This is a genomic window from Cognaticolwellia aestuarii (genome assembly GCF_002000025.1).
Lineage (GTDB): Bacteria > Pseudomonadota > Gammaproteobacteria > Enterobacterales > Alteromonadaceae > Cognaticolwellia > Cognaticolwellia aestuarii.
Window position 1 is genome coordinate 207374 of record NZ_MUZV01000001.1, and the last position, 17003, is coordinate 224376.

Consider the following 17003-nt stretch of genomic DNA (forward strand, 5'->3'; position numbering starts at 1 on the left):
AGCCCTACTCGTGCTAAAACTTATGGTAATTTAATAATAATTTCTGAGCTGGCATCTGGTCTTGTCATATTCAGTTGCTTCTCTGCGTTACTTTCGATGGCACTATGTTCTGCCAAACTATTTTGCTCTAACAATAAATTACGCCATTCGTTTTCTAAGCCATCACGTTCTGTTAATAACACTTCAATTTTACTGGTGGTTTGTCGATTTAAGTGAGTAAAGTAAATAACTGAAAACGCTGATAGTAATACCAATAATAAAATGCCATAAATGGCAAGATGACGTCGAATATCCTGCCAAATATCAAGTACTAACACTACTTTCTTGGTTGCCATACTAAAGCACCGTAATTAACGCGCTAGCCTTTGCGCAACACGAAGTACCGAGCTGCGAGAACGGACATTTTCTTCAACTTCACCTTTGCTTGGTTTCAACTTACGTCCAACTAAACTTAAATTCTTACCTTTATTTAATTCTGCTTCGCTAATTGGCATGCCTCGTGGCACTTTTTTACCTTGCGAATTTTTTTTCATAAACTGTTTTACTAAGCGATCTTCAAGTGAATGAAAACTAATCACCACTAAACGACCATCGGTCGCAAGTACAGATAAAGACGCTGCTAAAGCTTTTTCAATTTGTTCTAATTCACTGTTGATATACATGCGAATAGCTTGGAAGCTGCGCGTAGCTGGATGTTTTTTAATTTCTCTTTGTGGCGCAGTTTTTTTAATTAATTGTGCTAATTGTCCGGTGCGTGTTAATGGATTAACTTCACGTTCATCGACAATGGCATTAGCGATACGCCAAGCATGTTTTTCTTCGCCAAAAGTTCGTAACACCCAGGTAATATCTTCGACATCAGCCACTGCAAGCCACTGAGCTGCAGTTTGTCCACGCGTAGTATCCATACGCATATCAAGCGGGCCATCTTTCATAAAGCTGAAACCACGTTCAGCTTCGTCAAGTTGTGGCGACGACACACCTAGATCCAATAAAATACCATCGACTTTTTCAACCAACTGGTGTTTTTCAGCAATCATTTGTAAGTCAGCAAAGCCATGATGCTCGATAATAAAACGCTCATCATCGGCATACTTTTCTGCTGCGGCTATTGCTGTAGGATCTCTATCAATGGCAATCAAGCGACCATTTGAAGCAAGCTTTTCAAGAATTAAACCTGAATGTCCACCACGACCAAAAGTACAGTCGATATAAATACCCTCTGGTTTTATCGCGAGCCCTGCGATTGACTCTTCAAGCAGTACTGAAATATGTGCATTATCGTGTTGCATTATAAATTTATAAACGCCATTTAGTTATTATCATTCAACGAGTTATCACAAGGATAAATCAAGTAAGCGGTCTGTCAGCTCTATTTCACCCGACTGTATTTTCGCAATGCCTTGTTGCATTTGCGCTTGCCAAGCACTATCGCTCCAAATTTCAAATTTTCTTAATTGCCCAACCAACATCAAGTTTTTTTCTAACCCTGCATGTTGGCGTAATGGACCATTTATTAATAAACGACCGCTTTTATCAATTTCACAATCTGAAGCGTTACCTAATAGCACTTGCTGTAATAGTCGCTCTTGTGGATTCATACTCGACAAACCACAAAGCTTTAATTCTATTTCTTCCCATTCAGGCAGTGGATATAACAATAAGCATGGATGTTGAATATCAACCGTACAGACCATTTTTCCTTGGCAATCGGCAAATAGCTCTTCGCGATACCTTGTTGGTATCGTGATCCTATTTTTGCTGTCGAGCGTTATTGCGCTAGTGCCTCTGTACATAGTTCAACTTATTGTTTGGGATCACTTTTGATCCACTATTTCCCACTTTATCCCACAATCATACAGTTTAGAGAGTAAAGCAAACTTATGTCAAGCAAAGTTTTTGTAATTTGATCACGCTGAGCGCCTATAAAATAAAGGCTTTGAGGGAAGTGGATGAATTTGTGGGCTTTTGTGGATCTGCCACCCAATTATGGCGATAAAATTAAATATTTTACGCCAAAACTCGGGTTATCTGTCACAAATTAGCGACACGGGTGTTACTTTTACCCGAACTACTGATGAGCAATAGTTGGGTATAACAGGAAATGTTGAGGCTTTAACTGAATGGCTAATTCGGCACCTAAAACGAACAGTTCTTGGCTATAAAAACTGACCTGTGAGAATGCCAGTGCTGAGTCTTTTTTAATACTGCTTAATATATACCGGTAACCTTGCTCGGTAACACCAATGTGTTCAATAATAGCATTGCTCGGTTGTTGTTGAGCTAATTCGATATCTGCTGCTTTCACTAGCAACTGAAAGTTTGTTGTACTTGTATCATCATAGCGATCTCGATTAATAATGCTATCAAGGTCTAATTCGCCAATTAAGCTCAAAACTTTAGACTGTGTATCCTGACGGGAAAATACCACAGGCAACCAACTGCCTAATTGTAAAAAGTCAGCAACTTGCCAGCTATTAGGTAGCTGACAAACTTCTGTCGGCGATCCTACCTGTAATATTTTACCTTGGTGCATAACCGCTATTGTATCGGCAAAGGTAAATACTTCATCTTTATTGTGGGTAACAAAAATGGCCGTCATATCGAGTCGCTTTAATAGCTGCCTGATCTCAATCATTAGTTCATGACGCAATCTCGCGTCAATATTTGAAAAAGGCTCATCAAGTAATAATAAGCTTGGTCGTGGTGCTAAAGCACGAGCAATAGCAACCCGTTGTTGCTGACCGCCAGATAATTGATGCGGGTAGCGATCAGCAAAGTCAGTTAACTCCAATAAGCTTAATAACTCTGCACAACGAGACTTTTGCTCTACTTTGGAAATTTTTTTCAAACCGAAACAAATATTTTCAGTCACGCTTAGGTGTGGAAACAAAGCGTAATCTTGAAATATCATACCAATATTACGTGCTTCCGCCGGCAGCATATTTTCAAGACTAACGTTGATGACTTTTTCTGCGGTATTTATATTAATATTCCCGCTACTTTGCCCAATAAAACCAGCTAAAGTATTTAATAGTGTGGTTTTACCACAGCCACTTGGCCCAACAAGCCCTAATATTTCTCCTTTTGCCAGTGATAAGTCAACTTGCGATAAAATCAGCTTTGATTGAAGTTCAACCGCTAAATTTTCGATGGTAATATGTGCGTTCACGGATTGTCCTTTTGGCGATTAAGCAAAATAATAGGCAATAAGCCAAATAACACGATTAAAATAGCGCCGAGTGCCCCTTGCTCTAGCCGTTCATCAGAAATAAGCTGATATATTTGTGTGCTTAAAGTTTCAAAGTTAAATGGCCTTAAAAGCAATACTGCCGGTAACTCTTTCATCGCTTCAACAAAAACTAATAGCCAAGCCACAAGAATAGATGATTTTAATAACGGTAAGTGCACACGTAAAAGCGCAGGTAAGGTTTTTACACCTAGGCTTGCCGGTGCTAAATCAAGTGAACGAGGGATCTGACCAAGTCCAGCACTGAGCGTACCATTAGCAATAGCTGAAAACCGCACTACAAAGGCAAAAACGATAGCGAACACCGTACCTGACAATATTAAACCAGGGGCAGTAAAACCTAATATTTTAGCTAGATCATTGATGCCATGATCGATAGGCCCAAAAGTCGCCAACATTGCCATTGCTAGTACAGTGCCTGGAATAGCATAACCAAAACCTGAAATTTGTAACGGTAGCATTCGGCCACGGCTTTGATGTAAACGTTGAAATAATGTCAATATCAAAGCAATTAACGTCGCGATAGTCGCGCTGTAAGTCGCTATTTCTATGCTATTTTTTCCAGTCTCAATTAAGGCTAAAAATTGTTGTTGATCCGCATAATCAAACGCCATGACTAGTAACAATACCACCGGTAATAAGAAACCGGCAAAAACTAAAAACCAACAAAACAAACTGGCGATAACTTGTTGCGTAAAAGAGAGTTTTTTTCGTTGCTGTTGAGTGTTAGGTCGGCTTGATTGATGACGCTGCCCTGCTCTAGCTCGTTGTTCAGCAACAACAACAAATAAAATAAACAACATTAAAACACTGGCAAGTGCATTGGCCGCTGCAAAGTCACTATAACCTAACCAAGTGTCATAAATTGCCGTAGTTAACGTATTAACAGCAAAGTATTGAACAGTTGCAAAGTCAGCGAGTGTTTCCATTATGACTAATGCCAATGACACGGCAATTGCAGGTCGAGCTAATGGTAATGCTATTTGATAAAAACTTTGTCGCTCTGAACAACCTAATAATCGGCTTGCGCGTAATAAATTTCGATCTTGTTGTTCAAAAGCCGTACGGGTCAGCATGTAGACATAAGGAAATAGCACTAAAGCTATCACGATGGCTGCACCGCCCATCGTTCGGATATCAAAAAAGTAATAATCATTGGGAGATTGCCAATCAAACCATGTTCGCAACGAGCGCTGCACTGGACCAGCATAATCAAATAGATCGGTATATAAATATGCCACCAAATATGCCGGCATGGCTAAAGGCAGCATCAGCAACCAACGCAGTTGTTTGCCCATAACGATATTAGTTTGACTGATGATAGCAGCCGCAGGAACGCCAAAGCATAAGGATAACAGTGCAACCAAAACACCTAACACAAGAGTGTTGCTGATATATTCTGGTAATACCGTAGCCCACAAATGGCTAAATAAATCGCTAGCGGCATTAAGGCTACCCAGTAGCATGACAACAACGGGCAACATCAATGCAAAAGCAAAAAACCAGCTGAAAAATTTCCAGCTGGTATTTTTATTTCCAATGATCACAAGGCTAAGCCTTAAGAGAAAGAGTTATAAATCAAACTGCGCCTTATCTAATAAAATTAACGCAGCTTTGCGTTGCTGAGCAATAGTTTCTAGTGACAAGTTGTCAGCTTTAAACTGCCCCCAAGATTTTACTAATTTTGACGGCTCAACGCCCGGGCGTACCGGATATTCCATGTTTGTTTCTGCATACATTTTTTGTGCAGGCTCTGAAACTAAAAAGTTCATTAACGCTAAAGCGTTGCTTTGGTTAGGAGCATATTTGGCCATCGCCATACCAGAAATATTAACATGAGCACCGCGATTATTTTGATTTGGAAAGTTAATATAAACCGCATCAGCCCAGACTTTTTGCTTCTCATCTTTCAACATATTACCAAAGTAATAACTATTACCTAATGAGAGATCGCATAAGTTTTGGTGAATGGCTTGTACTTGCGCGCGATCACTGCCTTGTGGCTTACGTGCCAAATTAGCTTTCACTTTTTCTAGCCAGGTTAGCGTGTCTGCTTCGCCATGCTCTGCAATCATAGATGCAACTAACGCCACATTATAAGGATGCTTACCACTGCGAGTACAAATTTTTCCTTGCCATTTTTTATCTGCAAGATCTTCATAATTAAAATCTATTTTGCCTAAGCGTTTAGCAGAATAAATATTACGAACACGTGTAGTTAGTGCGTACCAAGTATCGTCTGACGCTCTATATTGCGCAGGGATCGCTGAAGTCATTTCAGCCGAGGTTGCCGCCTGTAAAAGCCCTTTATCATGTAACTCAATCAAACGGCTAATATCAGTGGTTAATAAAATATCTGCAGGACTATACTCACCTTCACGAGCTAAACGCTCAGCCATACCTTTCTTGGCAAAAACAACGTTAACTTTAATCCCTGTTTCTTTAGTAAACTCATCAAAAAGTGGTTTAACTAAAAATGGTTGTCGATAAGAATAAACATTCACCTCAGCATTTGCTGCAACATGAGTACTTGCAGTTAAGAGTGTGATAAAAACAAAACTAATAAACCAGATTTTATTTAACATTAAGCCGCCTAAACAGTCAGAAAAGAGATTACTAAATTTTCCGCCAGACTAATGAAGATATTTATAACTGTCAAGGTTTTTGAGAATTATTCTCATTTAACTTTAAGTTAAGATGATATTATCAACGGCTACTCAAGCCTCGATATCTTTCACGGTCTGAACGGTTGACTACAGATAATAACCAAGTAGTCGATATATTTTAAGCTTTAGATTGTAAGAATGCTATTGCCGGCTCTGAAAGACAGCGATTAGCAATATAATGACGAACTGAGTTATGAGTGATGAGCCAGCCATTTGCTGTTGGCACTATCTGTTCAATATCGTTAAATAACATTTTATTGTCATTGTAAAATGACGAAATATGAATGTAGTCTGCATTCATTTTTAAGGTAACTTCCGCTTTAGCGACTTTACTTAACATTTGACGGGCAACCCACCACGCTTTTTTATAGCGAGTACTAATAAGTTCCAGTACACCAAGAGAGAAAATAAACCATGCAGCATAAGGGTTGAGCTCTGAAAAGAGTACTAAGCTTGTGCCAACAATCAGTAGTGCTAAACCTTTGCCATATAAACGAGCAAACGTTGCTGTTTGTACCGACTCTTCATAACATTCATTAAAATGAGATTTATCTAATATAAATGTAGTTTGGTAATCAAGGGGCTGTGTCATATTGCAGTCATAATCAATGAGATAATCTACATTTTACCCACATCTCGATATAATTACTATTTTGTCTTGCCAGAAGATAAAAGTTACCCTCAAGTTAACTTTAACATCGAAATATCAAGCGAGAACACGGCTGAAAAATCGTATAAATTTAATCCAACGTACTGTTTTTATTGTTAGACTCTTTTTCATTAACTTGCGATATTGGCAGTTTTGTCTCAGCAGTAGAGGCACTATCTAGGCTAGTGTTTTCTTGACCTTTTGAATTAAGTACTGATAAATAGTCTGTTATTTTTTGCTTGGCAACGGCTGTGAGTCTACCTTCTTGGGGCTGTTCATCAAGCAGCAGTTCAATTTTACTAAACAGCTTGTCTAAGTTTTCATCGACTTGATTTTTAATGACACTGGCATTTTCAGGTACGGCTTCATCACCATCATTTTCAGTGCCGTTTTGACTTTCCTCATGCTCATTATTGCCGGCAGACTCAGCTGAGCTTGGCTTTTTATCTGCAGGTAAATCGCCAAATAAGTTTAACCAATGATCCGTACTATGACCCCATAGCATTAAGCGCTGAAAGTGACCTTCATCCTTACTATTATCTTTTGATAAATCGAGTACAGTGCAAATAATAGCTACGGGACTAAGTATTAGATCTCTGCCTGCATCTAAAATTAGTTTTATTTGAAATTTGATACTTTCACGAATGAGTTGCCATCGTTGGTTGTTTTCAGTTGTCATTACGCTTCCTTTTGATAAAACTAAGGCCTATTGAGCTTTCATTTTAGCCTTTGCTATAAACGACTAAAGCAACAGCCGCTAGTACACTGCTGACATAGTAACGGCTTCAAGAAAATTTAGACAATAAAAAACCGCGTTAAACGCGGTTTTTAAAACAAACAATACAGCTAGATTAACCGTTGATAAAATCAACACCTTCTTGAATGTCTGCTTTTAGTGTTGCAAGCATGTCATTTTTTGCTTTTTCTTCAAAAGCACTTAACTCACCGTATGGTAAAATTTCAGCAATACCGTTAACACCTAAACGCACTGGATGAGCAAAGTATGGCGCATCGCCACCTTCAACTTCCACGTAAGCGTAATCAACAACATCTTCGCCTTGTAAACCTTTAACTAAAGATAGACAAAAACGAGCAGCAGCAGCACCCATTGAAAGTGTTGCAGAACCACCACCAGCTTTAGCATTTACTACTTCTGTACCCGCATTTTGAATACGAGGTGTTAAAGCGGCTACTTCTTCATCAGAGAAAGTTGCACCTTCAACTTGTGAAAGCAATGGTAAAATTGTTGTGCCTGAATGGCCACCAATTACCGGTACTTTAACGTCACTTACATTCAAGCCTTTCAATTCAGCAATAAACGCTTCAGAACGAATAACATCAAGTGTTGTTACACCGAAAACACGGTTTTTATCGTAGGTACCCGCTTTTTTGAATACTTCAGCAACAATTGGCACAGTACCATTTACAGGGTTAGTAATAATACCCACTAATGCTTTTGGACAGTTAGCAACAATACCTTCCGCCAATGTTTTAATGATACCAGCATTAACAGCAAATAAATCTGCACGGTCCATACCAGGCTTACGTGGCATGCCCGCTGGAATGATAACAATATCAGCACCAGAAAGCGCAGCAGCTAAATCGTCAGCACCAAAGCCAGCAACTGTTACAGCAGTAGGGATGTGTGATAAATCAACAGCAACACCTGGAACAACTGGCGCAACGTCATATAAAGATAGCTCAGAACCGGCAGGTAATTGAGTTTTTAATAGTAAAGATAACGCTTGGCCGATACCACCAGCAGCGCCTAGCACAGCAACTTTCATTTGATGTCTCCGAAATTTGAGTAATTACGTAATAATTTGTCGGCCAAAAGATATAGCATAAGTGGCCAAAAAACAATGATTATTAACCTGTATTGGCTTATAAGGATAACGTATAATAAAAATTGTGGAATAATACTTAGGTATTACAAACCAACAATAATCGATAAAAATAGCCATTAAACAGCGAACTTATTTATGAGCGGACAAAAAAAGCAAGAAGCTTTAGTACAAGCATTCAAAGATTTATTAAAACAAGAGCAATTTAGCTCACAAGGAGATATTGCTGATGCACTAAAGTCTCAAGGTTTTGATAACATTAGTCAGTCAAAAGTATCGCGTATGCTCAGTAAGTTTGGTGCGGTACGAACACGTAACGCTCGTCAAGAAATGGTTTATTGCCTGCCTGCAGAACTTGGTATGCCAACAGCTAAAAGCCCTTTAAAGCAGCTGGTGCTAGATATCGAACATAACGATGTGATGATTATTATTCGAACAAGTCCAGGTGCTGCTCAGTTAATTGCACGCCTGCTCGATAGTGTCAGTAAAAGTGATGGCGTACTTGGTACGATTGCCGGTGACGACACTATTTTTATCGCCCCAACCGACGTAAAAGAAATCAAACAAACTATTGCTAAGCTTGAAGCGCTTTTTCTAAAAAACTTAAGCTAAACAGGTAACCTACTTAAAACACTGGCGGTTTACACCAGTCATGCTCATTGTGACATCAATTTTTAAGGCACAAACAAACCTTAATAAAAGATGTTCTATGAGCATAGCGCACTCAAATACCTTAAAAACCAACCTTGTGGCGATAACGATAACACCAGTGTTTTGCTACTCACCAAGCTTAGCTAAAATATTTAAACTCGGCACAAAAAAAGCTGCACCAGTTTCGGCTTGCGTATATTTAAGCATATGGTCGCTGTGCCCGTGAGCATCACCGGTGATCATGCTTTTAAGCATCAGCTCAAAAGGCTCTGGTGAATGGCAATAAGATACAAAAAACAAGCCTTGTAGTTTCATGTCACCGTAAGGCATACTCTGGCGCAAAATTTCAAGGCTATTTCCTTCACTGTCTTTGAGGTTAACGCGTTTAATATGCGAAGTGGGCGCTTTATTCTCTTCTGAATATTCTTCATTGTTCACTTTTGTACGTGAAAAAATATCTTCTTGGTCTTTTACTGCCAAAGAGTTCCATAAGTTTAAATTATGTCGGTATCGTTGAATATGTAAATAACTACCGGCAGCAAACTCAGGGTCTTCTGCTTCGTTAACCAAGGCCACTCGACGACGGTGATGTCCTTGAGGGTTTTCGGTACCGTCAACAAAACCAGTGAGGTCGCGACCATCTAAAAATCGAAATGATCTCACTTGCTCAACTAATTCAACACTATCAGACAATAGCTGACAAACTTTCGTTGCAACAATATGATTAACATCTGCTCTATCGCCCCGAATTTCGATATATAGATCATAGTTATTAGACGGAGCCGTACAGTCTTCTTCTGCCATTTCAGGAAACTGTCGTAAATATTTAGGACGTGCTTGAGGAAATAGCTCATCCCAAAAGTTCGTACCAATTGCAATAACACCAGCTAAATTAGCTTCTGAAAAACGATCGGCATATTTATCAAATAAGGCAGGCAAACGAGAAAGTGCTTTACGTAAAAATAAATTTTTATCATCTAAGGCATTAAATAATAAATAATATCCGTGTAGGCTAGGCTCTGCGCATACCCCAAACTGTTCTCTTGCCATTTCAAAATCCGCTTATAAACATTTAACTAATGCGTTAATTTTACACATTTTATTGCTAATGGCAGTAACTCTTTAATAATTATTTCATTAGCATTATTTTGCCCATAATATTTGGGGTAAATAGTGCAACACTCGATAATAAAAAGCCCGTGCAAACTAAAGCACAGGCTCGATCACCTTAATATCAGTAAACTAGTTAGCCACGAGTAAACTCAGGATAAGCTTCCATACCACAATCCGATTTATCAACACCTTCATACTCTTCTTCGTCAGTAACTCTGATGCCGATTAACTTCTTCAAAATAAACCATACTGCTAAACTCGTAAAGAATACCCAAACAAAAATCGTCGCTGCACCGATCAATTGTCCACTTAATGTTGAGCCGCTATTCGTCACCGGTACTAATAACAAACCAAGTAAACCCACAACACCATGTACAGAAATAGCACCAACAGGATCATCAATTTTTAATTTATCTAAACTGATGATTGAAAAAACAACAATAATACCAGCTAAGGCACCAAATAATGTTGCCTGCAATGGTGTAGGTGTTGATGGCTCAGCCGTAATCGCAACTAAACCAGCCAACGCACCATTAAGTGCCATGGTTAAATCTGCTTTTTTAAATAGAACTTTTGCTAATACTAATGCCGCTACTGCACCCGCTGCCGCTGCCGCATTAGTGTTTAGAAATACCATAGCAACCGAATGTGAACTAGCAATATCGCCAAGTTTCAAAACCGAGCCACCATTAAAGCCAAACCAACCCATCCACAAAATAAAGGTACCTAATGTCGCCATAGGTAAATTAGAGCCTGGTATCGCATTAACGTGCCCATCAGCACTATACTTACCTTTACGAGCCCCTAACAATAATACCCCTGCTAATGCCGCTGCTGCACCCGCCATGTGCACAATACCTGAGCCTGCAAAGTCTGAGAAACCTAATTCAGATAAAGTGTATAAACCGAAAACCGCATTGCCACCCCAAGTCCAACTTCCTTCCATAGGATAAATAACAGCAGTTAATACCACCGCAAAAGCTAGAAATGCCCATAATTTCATGCGCTCAGCTACTGCACCCGACACAATCGACATCGCGGTCGCGACAAACACAACCTGGAAAAAGAAGTCAGATGCTGCTGAATATATTGCTGCACCAGTAAAACCATCTTCTCGCGAAGAAAAATCCGCTAAAACTTTCGCAGGGTCAACCGTTTCAATGCCTGACAGGAAAATACCACCACCATACATAATGTCGTAACCAACAAATAAATACATCATGCAAGCAATCGCATATAAGGCGACATTTTTAGTTAAAATTTCGGTGGTGTTTTTAGCTCGAACTAGGCCCGCTTCTAACATCGAAAAACCTGCAGCCATCCACATCACTAAGGCACCACAAATTAAAAAGTAGAAGGTGTCCATCGCATACTGAAGTTGAAAAATATTTTGTTCCATGATGAGCTCCTATAGCGCTTCTGCGTCTTGTTCGCCGGTGCGAATTCGTACCGCTTGTTCAAGGTCATAAACAAATATTTTGCCATCACCAATTTTTCCTGTATGTGCTGACTCTGCAATAGCTTCCACTAAGCGCTGCACCACATCATCATTAACCGCAATTTCAAGTTTTACTTTTGGTAAAAAATCCACCTGATATTCCGCACCACGATAAAGCTCGGTATGCCCTTTTTGACGGCCAAAACCTTTTACTTCGCTCACCGTTAATCCTTCAACACCAATTTCAGAGATCGCTTCTCTGACATTATCAAGTTTGAATGGTTTTATTATCGCATTGACTAGTTTCATTTTACTTTCCCTTATTTTTCGTTAGTTAATGCTTATCAAGCGCCATGCCAAATAAAAATAACTTTAAAAACAAGTAGATAACAAGTTAGATCTTAGGTGCCTCGCACCATGACAGTGCGATAGCAAGTGAATTGCAAGCTACTGGTGCATTGAAAACAGTCCAGATAAATTAATTTATTATATTGAATAACCTGATACGGAGCAGTTAGTTACTCTTACCATAGCGAGTTAAAATAGGGCGAGTTTAGCTCCTTGCACATAGAGGCGGCTGAGCTATTGATATGAAATCGCAATGCATTGCTAATTAAAAATACAAGGTTAACCAACTCGTCTAAGAAAGAGCTTTATTAACCTGAGTTCGGAATAACAGATGTGTGAAAAAAAATTAATATAACGCGATATTTGCAATCACTTTAGTCAATTTTCATAAAATTTTCCGTCTAGTTTATTATCAATCTGATAAGCCTTGAACCACGCAGAAATCATCGTATTGACGGGCTTAGCTTATCTCAGGCTCAGCCTTATTAGACTCAAAGATATAGTATCGTCAGTATTTAGTTTGCTAACCTTAACAGTAGAGGATAATGGTTTTATCGGAGAGTACCCTGCATCACTCTAATACCCTAGCGCCATTTAGGCACTTGGTATCAGGCTTTATACAATAAACTTTAAATACGACTTTCGTTGGGGAGGTAAGGCAGAATTAACACCACTAACTTGTTATTACTATGATTGTTTACTGGTGATGTTAATACAACTGAACAACTGCTGAATAAAATTTAAGCTGAGTACTTTATGCTTAAGAAAGAAAATAATAGTCGTTAGGAAAGTCCGCCCCCTATCTGCTTAATAAATCATCGCGGCGCCAGGATTTAAAATAGACAAAATACTCAAGCGTTCAAGATCACAAAAATTATTTGCACCTTTAAGCATATCCTGATCAATTGGCAACTGTTGCATAGCATCTTCCGTTAATAACAACTCCACATCATGTGAACTGCAATCATATTGGCTTAGCATTATACGCTTCGCCAGATACAACAACTTGCTTTCATCACTGCTGTAAGTAAAGTCATTTTCATCTTGATTACGAATTGGCTCAATAATACTAAATGGTAATTGCCATTGCTTTAATAGCTCAGCACTACATGCACCATAGGTGAAACCAAGGCTTTCGATTTGCTTTTGCCAAGGTAATTCAGTTGTAGAAAAACCGTTCGCTTCAACCGTTTTCTCTGGAGTTACCTGTTGGACAACAAGTTCCCCTAAGTTATAGAGTAAGCCTAAAATAAATAAACGTTCGGCATTCGGCACATTAATCCTAGTGCCTATATATTTAACAATCAGTGCACAATCAACACTTTTACACCAAAAGTCGTCAAGATAATCCTGCTTAGCAATAATTCCTTTAAAAGCTTTCTTAGTAAAAAAAGCAATAACTAAGTTATAAACTTCTGTAATACCCAGCACTAGTACAGCTTTAGAAATAGTGTCTATTCTACCGGGATAATTAAAAAAGGTACTATTGGCTAACTTTAAGATGGTTCCCGCTAATGCCGGATCCAATAAAATAACATCGGCAATATCATCAATTGTAGAACTTTCATCATCAATCAATTCCTTGATACGAATAAAAGAATCCGAGAGTACAAATATCTCACTCGCTCGTTCTGCATAATCATTAACGTTCATTAACATTATTCCCAAATAAATCTGCCGCTTATTCCTTTGCAGCACTTTAAACTAAGTAGGCATAACTAAACTATCTCAAAAAGCCAGTAGGCATAATGATCGATAGATGAGATAGCTAATATAAAATGCCTAATTTTGTTTTACCGAATTTAAGATAAATTAAAGCGATAACTAATAAATTCAGTTTAACCTATTTATGTAAATTATCCTTTAACACAATTAACTTACCTGTAAACTTACATGATAAGAGGTAAATTTCCGCAAATTAATGACCCCTGTCTCAAAAATCAGATACTGACCTTTTATACCCACTAATATACCTGATACTTCCGGTGTTTTATCAAAATTAAATGATGATATTTTTGTTAAATACTGTTGAACAGGGAAATGTAAATTTATCACATCCTCATCCAATTCAGTAACAGCCTCTGCGCCATACTTCAAACTAACACTAGCCAGTTTCTCAGCAATTTTAGGCTTTAGCTCTTCTGCAATAGCTTTAAGATCTAATGCCGCAGCACTTCCCTTAAGCATAGCTCGCCAATTTGTTTTATCAGCAATATATTCAGCTAATGCTATTTCAACCAAACCAGACTGTAAGCGAGTACTCACCTTAAAAATAGGCAAAGCTTGAGTTGCCCCTTGATCTATCCAGCGAGTAGGTATCTGGGTGTGACGTGTAATACCCACTTTTAAACCTGAAGTATTAGCTAAATAAACATAATGAGGGATCATACAATTACTTTCTCCCCATTGTGGTTCGCGACACGTTCCTTGCTCAAAATGACAAGTTTCGGGCTTCATAATACACATGTCACATTGTGCTAATTTTTGCATACATGGGTAACAATACCCCTGTGAATAACTTTTTTTAGTCTTTCTGCCACAGTGCTGACAATCAATATGACCACTATACTGCAGTGTTAGGTGCTTACCGATCAGCGAATTCAACGCAACTTCTTGCTCACCAAGCACCATACGGTAGTTCACCGTACCATCTAAAGATAGATCTGCACGCATTTTGCGCAGAGCACCTGTTTCTATTTGCAACATATACCAACCCGTTATTTTTTCAGTCGCCAATAATATAAAAATCACCTACTAGCAGCTAGTACTAATTCATTTTTAGCTCGAATATCAGCAAAAAACTTGCGATGATACATAGATACCTCACTGTTCAGGCTTTATTTACTTAAAATGTGGTACGTTTATTTTCTTCGCTGTGCTGATAATAGTCTTTATGCGGGTATCACCACCTGCTTAGAACGCCGTTTAAATGAGCATAACAATTGCAATAAAAAAGCGGCGAAATATACACGTGTGCGCCGTCCGGTAAAACTTGCTTATGCTGAAGCGCAACAAGATCGCCAGCAAGCAAGCCGCCGTGAATATCAACTTAAGCAACTCAGTAAGCGCCACAAAGAGCTAATAGTTGAAAATTACCAGCATGCCAACAAGTAAAATAATAAACACTTGTTCGCCTAAACCCCTTGTTTTTACTGGTCTGCTTTGTAAATAAAAGCTCAATAAACTTCGATTTTGCGCAACCATACTGATAGAATAGCGCCGATTTTAGTAGCTTAAAGTGATGACACATATCTATGTTTTTAGAGAACTATTGCCGTATTACAGATGATAAAATTAGCTTCACACGCCAGCAGGCCAGTGATTTTGCAAAACAAATTGCCGATGATTTTAATCCGTTACATAACATCGACGCTAAACGCTTTTGTGTTCCCGGAGACTTGCTATTTGCACTAATTTTGGAACGTGCCGGTTTACATCAGGAAATGAGTTTTACATTTTCAGGTATGGTAACTGATGCTACCACGCTAAATATTCCAACAGAAATTACCACAACAGCAAGTATTATTGACGATAAAGCAAAAGAATATTTAAATATGTCTGTTGCTGGCAATAGCACCAAAAACAATCAAGCTATTGAGTCGTTAACCCGTGCCTATGTTGAGTTTTCAGGTCAAACTTTTCCTCATATTCTCGTTGAACTAATGAAAGAAAATCAGGTGATGATCAACCCAGCGCGCCCGATGATCATGTATGAAAGTATGTCAATTCAATTAGAGCAATTGGATTTTCAAGAAATCACATTAAGCCTGTCTTCAACAACGTTAGTACAAGATGGTAAGCGCGGAAATGCTTGTTTAGCATTTGATTTAGTATCACAAGGCAAAGTGATAGGACATGGTAAAAAGTTTATGTTATTAAGTGGCTTACGTGAATATTGCCAAGAAACTATTGATAATATAGTTACCGAGTACAACCAAACTAAAGCTCGTTACATGGCCGAAAAACAACGTTCGGCATAAGCTATGGGGTAACAATCAGAAACCCTGATTACCCCAAGTTAACCTATTAACATTCAGCTGCGCAATTTTTTCCCTAACCAGCGCAAGCTTTGATCGGCCTTAACAGCTGCTTGTCGAAAGTATTTCTGACTTTTTTTCAGCCAGACCTTCGCCCAATCATACTCTACACTTAGCAAAGCTAAACCCAGTGGAATAAATATAACTGCCGGCCCAGGTAGTAAGATAAACACGATACCAAGCAATAAAAATAAAAAGCCTAAAGCAGTACGAGTACTGCGCTTTAATTGCTCTAATATATTTTTTTTCATTATTTGCCTTTAATAATCTTATTGGTTTACATAAGAATTAGCAAAACACATTCCAAATTTAATTACCTTTATTTATCAATAAGCTAAATTTAATTTAGCTTAAAAACACTTCATAAAGTGGTGCAAAAGACAAAATAATAGTCAAGAGAGCAAGAGCTCTCAGTAATTTTTTTCAAATTCTATTTGCTGACGCCTTTTTTCTTCAGCACATGCTGAAAATTGCGACATGGACTTAGGTCGACGACAAATTTTTTTCGGTTGATAAAATAGTAACCAAGCTTGTAGTTTTTCGCCTTGATATTTGGCGTGAATCATTACCGAATTTTGAGTAGAAAAAGGCATAATAGGTTTTGGCGACTTAGCTTTTTTTCCGTCAACACGGCGAAGGTTAATAACTTTTTTCTTATTAGTTCGCTTTATTTTTACTCGCGGTTTCTTTTTCGCCTTAGGCTTAAGTTTACCATTTTCACATTGCCACCAAGTTTTTCGGGCTTTAGCCTCTTGAGTCGCTAAACTATTGCTGCGTTTATTTGAGTTAGCTTGACGTTGCTTAGCTTGAATACTATCAAGCTTTTTACGATAACTTTGGCAGTGCTTTTTACCTGCTATAACCTCGAAAGAGCTAAAAAGTATTATGAATAACAAGCTAAAGAGTATTATCTGTTTCATCTTGCCTTACCTACAGAATTCCATTTCCATAACAAAAGTGTAGTCAACTCTAGATAATTTTCGACTCTACCACTGGCTTTAATGGCA

The 17003-nt window shown here is 38.5% G+C and carries 19 protein-coding genes; 3 read left to right on the plus strand and 16 right to left on the minus strand.

Translation table 11 applies throughout. The annotated features are described in order from the left end of the window. Positions 1–20 precede the first annotated feature (20 nt). The 9 genes from ftsL to mdh all read right to left on the minus strand — a co-directional run bounded on the left by ftsL (position 21) and on the right by mdh (position 8352). A complete protein-coding gene (gene ftsL, locus B0169_RS00910; protein ID WP_077283799.1) occupies positions 21–335 on the minus strand; it encodes a cell division protein FtsL in 315 nt (104 codons plus the stop codon). Positions 336–350: 15 nt separating this feature from the next. Then, on the minus strand, positions 351–1292 hold the full coding sequence (gene rsmH, locus B0169_RS00915) for a 16S rRNA (cytosine(1402)-N(4))-methyltransferase RsmH (protein ID WP_077283801.1): 942 nt from the start codon (positions 1290–1292) through the stop codon (positions 351–353). 45 nt (positions 1293–1337) lie between these two features. Then, on the minus strand, positions 1338–1796 hold the full coding sequence (gene mraZ / locus B0169_RS00920) for a division/cell wall cluster transcriptional repressor MraZ (RefSeq protein ID WP_077283803.1): 459 nt from the start codon (positions 1794–1796) through the stop codon (positions 1338–1340). Positions 1797–2071: 275 nt separating this feature from the next. Beyond that, complete coding sequence (locus B0169_RS00925) at positions 2072–3172, minus strand: ABC transporter ATP-binding protein (protein ID WP_077283805.1); 1101 nt, start codon at positions 3170–3172, stop codon at positions 2072–2074. Continuing rightward, entirely contained in the window at positions 3169–4797 is a 1629-nt protein-coding gene (locus B0169_RS00930; RefSeq protein WP_235838426.1) for an ABC transporter permease, read from the minus strand. The genes B0169_RS00925 and B0169_RS00930 overlap by 4 nt, the downstream gene beginning before the upstream one ends. 24 nt (positions 4798–4821) lie before the next feature. Further along, positions 4822–5835 (minus strand): Fe(3+) ABC transporter substrate-binding protein, encoded by a 1014-nt coding sequence (locus tag B0169_RS00935; protein WP_077283807.1) that lies wholly within the window; start codon positions 5833–5835, stop codon positions 4822–4824. Positions 5836–6034: 199 nt separating this feature from the next. Beyond that, positions 6035–6508 (minus strand): hypothetical protein, encoded by a 474-nt coding sequence (locus tag B0169_RS00940; RefSeq protein WP_077283809.1) that lies wholly within the window; start codon positions 6506–6508, stop codon positions 6035–6037. Positions 6509–6656: 148 nt separating this feature from the next. Beyond that, positions 6657–7244 carry a hypothetical protein gene (locus tag B0169_RS00945; RefSeq protein WP_077283811.1) on the minus strand — a complete coding sequence of 196 codons (588 nt, stop codon included), beginning with the start codon at positions 7242–7244 and terminating at the stop codon, positions 6657–6659. Positions 7245–7416: 172 nt separating this feature from the next. After that, positions 7417–8352, minus strand: coding sequence for a malate dehydrogenase (gene mdh, locus B0169_RS00950; RefSeq protein ID WP_077283813.1), 936 nt, complete (start codon positions 8350–8352; stop codon positions 7417–7419). A gap of 195 nt (positions 8353–8547) precedes the next feature. On the opposite strand from mdh, the gene argR reads away from it, so the two are divergent. Continuing rightward, positions 8548–9021: a transcriptional regulator ArgR gene (gene argR / locus B0169_RS00955; RefSeq protein WP_077283815.1), complete on the plus strand. Its 474-nt coding sequence runs from the start codon at positions 8548–8550 to the stop codon at positions 9019–9021. A gap of 165 nt (positions 9022–9186) precedes the next feature. Here argR and B0169_RS00960 read toward each other — a convergent pair whose 3' ends face one another. The 5 genes from B0169_RS00960 to B0169_RS00980 form a co-directional block, all read right to left on the minus strand. Then, positions 9187–10110, minus strand: coding sequence for a Dyp-type peroxidase (locus B0169_RS00960; protein WP_077283817.1), 924 nt, complete (start codon positions 10108–10110; stop codon positions 9187–9189). A gap of 196 nt (positions 10111–10306) precedes the next feature. Then, positions 10307–11572, minus strand: coding sequence for an ammonium transporter (locus B0169_RS00965; RefSeq protein ID WP_077283819.1), 1266 nt, complete (start codon positions 11570–11572; stop codon positions 10307–10309). 9 nt (positions 11573–11581) lie between these two features. Continuing rightward, on the minus strand, positions 11582–11920 hold the full coding sequence (locus tag B0169_RS00970) for a P-II family nitrogen regulator (protein ID WP_077283821.1): 339 nt from the start codon (positions 11918–11920) through the stop codon (positions 11582–11584). A gap of 846 nt (positions 11921–12766) precedes the next feature. Continuing rightward, the gene (locus B0169_RS00975; RefSeq protein WP_077284512.1) at positions 12767–13612 is read right to left on the minus strand and encodes an HDOD domain-containing protein; all 846 of its coding nucleotides are present in this window, start codon (positions 13610–13612) and stop codon (positions 12767–12769) included. A gap of 219 nt (positions 13613–13831) precedes the next feature. Then, positions 13832–14632 carry a DUF2797 domain-containing protein gene (locus B0169_RS00980; protein WP_412842108.1) on the minus strand — a complete coding sequence of 267 codons (801 nt, stop codon included), beginning with the start codon at positions 14630–14632 and terminating at the stop codon, positions 13832–13834. A gap of 177 nt (positions 14633–14809) precedes the next feature. Between B0169_RS00980 and B0169_RS00985 the strand changes: the two genes are divergently transcribed. Both B0169_RS00985 and B0169_RS00990 read left to right on the plus strand, forming a co-directional pair. Next, entirely contained in the window at positions 14810–15073 is a 264-nt protein-coding gene (locus B0169_RS00985; protein ID WP_077283822.1) for a GIY-YIG nuclease family protein, read from the plus strand. Between the two features lie 140 nt (positions 15074–15213). Beyond that, on the plus strand, positions 15214–15939 hold the full coding sequence (locus tag B0169_RS00990) for a DUF3581 family protein (protein WP_077283824.1): 726 nt from the start codon (positions 15214–15216) through the stop codon (positions 15937–15939). Positions 15940–15992: 53 nt separating this feature from the next. On the opposite strand, the gene B0169_RS00995 is transcribed toward B0169_RS00990, so the two are convergent. Both B0169_RS00995 and B0169_RS01000 read right to left on the minus strand, forming a co-directional pair. Then, positions 15993–16247, minus strand: a complete 255-nt coding sequence (locus tag B0169_RS00995) for a PGPGW domain-containing protein (protein WP_077283826.1) — start codon at positions 16245–16247, stop codon at positions 15993–15995. Between the two features lie 159 nt (positions 16248–16406). Then, complete coding sequence (locus B0169_RS01000) at positions 16407–16916, minus strand: hypothetical protein (protein ID WP_077283828.1); 510 nt, start codon at positions 16914–16916, stop codon at positions 16407–16409. Between the last annotated feature and the right edge of the window lie 87 nt (positions 16917–17003).

What these genes read in the sequence shown, in the direction of transcription:
- ftsL (WP_077283799.1), bottom strand. Translation starts at nt 335, where the DNA reads ATGGCAACCAAGAAAGTAGTGTTAGTACTTGATATTTGGCAGGATATT.
- rsmH (WP_077283801.1), bottom strand. Translation starts at nt 1,292, where the DNA reads ATGCAACACGATAATGCACATATTTCAGTACTGCTTGAAGAGTCAATC.
- mraZ (WP_077283803.1), bottom strand. Translation starts at nt 1,796, where the DNA reads ATGTACAGAGGCACTAGCGCAATAACGCTCGACAGCAAAAATAGGATC.
- B0169_RS00935 (WP_077283807.1), bottom strand. Translation starts at nt 5,835, where the DNA reads ATGTTAAATAAAATCTGGTTTATTAGTTTTGTTTTTATCACACTCTTA.
- B0169_RS00940 (WP_077283809.1), bottom strand. Translation starts at nt 6,508, where the DNA reads ATGACACAGCCCCTTGATTACCAAACTACATTTATATTAGATAAATCT.
- B0169_RS00945 (WP_077283811.1), bottom strand. Translation starts at nt 7,244, where the DNA reads ATGACAACTGAAAACAACCAACGATGGCAACTCATTCGTGAAAGTATC.
- mdh (WP_077283813.1), bottom strand. Translation starts at nt 8,352, where the DNA reads ATGAAAGTTGCTGTGCTAGGCGCTGCTGGTGGTATCGGCCAAGCGTTA.
- argR (WP_077283815.1), top strand. Translation starts at nt 8,548, where the DNA reads ATGAGCGGACAAAAAAAGCAAGAAGCTTTAGTACAAGCATTCAAAGAT.
- B0169_RS00960 (WP_077283817.1), bottom strand. Translation starts at nt 10,110, where the DNA reads ATGGCAAGAGAACAGTTTGGGGTATGCGCAGAGCCTAGCCTACACGGA.
- B0169_RS00965 (WP_077283819.1), bottom strand. Translation starts at nt 11,572, where the DNA reads ATGGAACAAAATATTTTTCAACTTCAGTATGCGATGGACACCTTCTAC.
- B0169_RS00970 (WP_077283821.1), bottom strand. Translation starts at nt 11,920, where the DNA reads ATGAAACTAGTCAATGCGATAATAAAACCATTCAAACTTGATAATGTC.
- B0169_RS00975 (WP_077284512.1), bottom strand. Translation starts at nt 13,612, where the DNA reads ATGAACGTTAATGATTATGCAGAACGAGCGAGTGAGATATTTGTACTC.
- B0169_RS00980 (WP_412842108.1), bottom strand. Translation starts at nt 14,632, where the DNA reads ATGCGTGCAGATCTATCTTTAGATGGTACGGTGAACTACCGTATGGTG.
- B0169_RS00985 (WP_077283822.1), top strand. Translation starts at nt 14,810, where the DNA reads ATGTGGTACGTTTATTTTCTTCGCTGTGCTGATAATAGTCTTTATGCG.
- B0169_RS00990 (WP_077283824.1), top strand. Translation starts at nt 15,214, where the DNA reads ATGTTTTTAGAGAACTATTGCCGTATTACAGATGATAAAATTAGCTTC.
- B0169_RS00995 (WP_077283826.1), bottom strand. Translation starts at nt 16,247, where the DNA reads ATGAAAAAAAATATATTAGAGCAATTAAAGCGCAGTACTCGTACTGCT.
- B0169_RS01000 (WP_077283828.1), bottom strand. Translation starts at nt 16,916, where the DNA reads ATGAAACAGATAATACTCTTTAGCTTGTTATTCATAATACTTTTTAGC.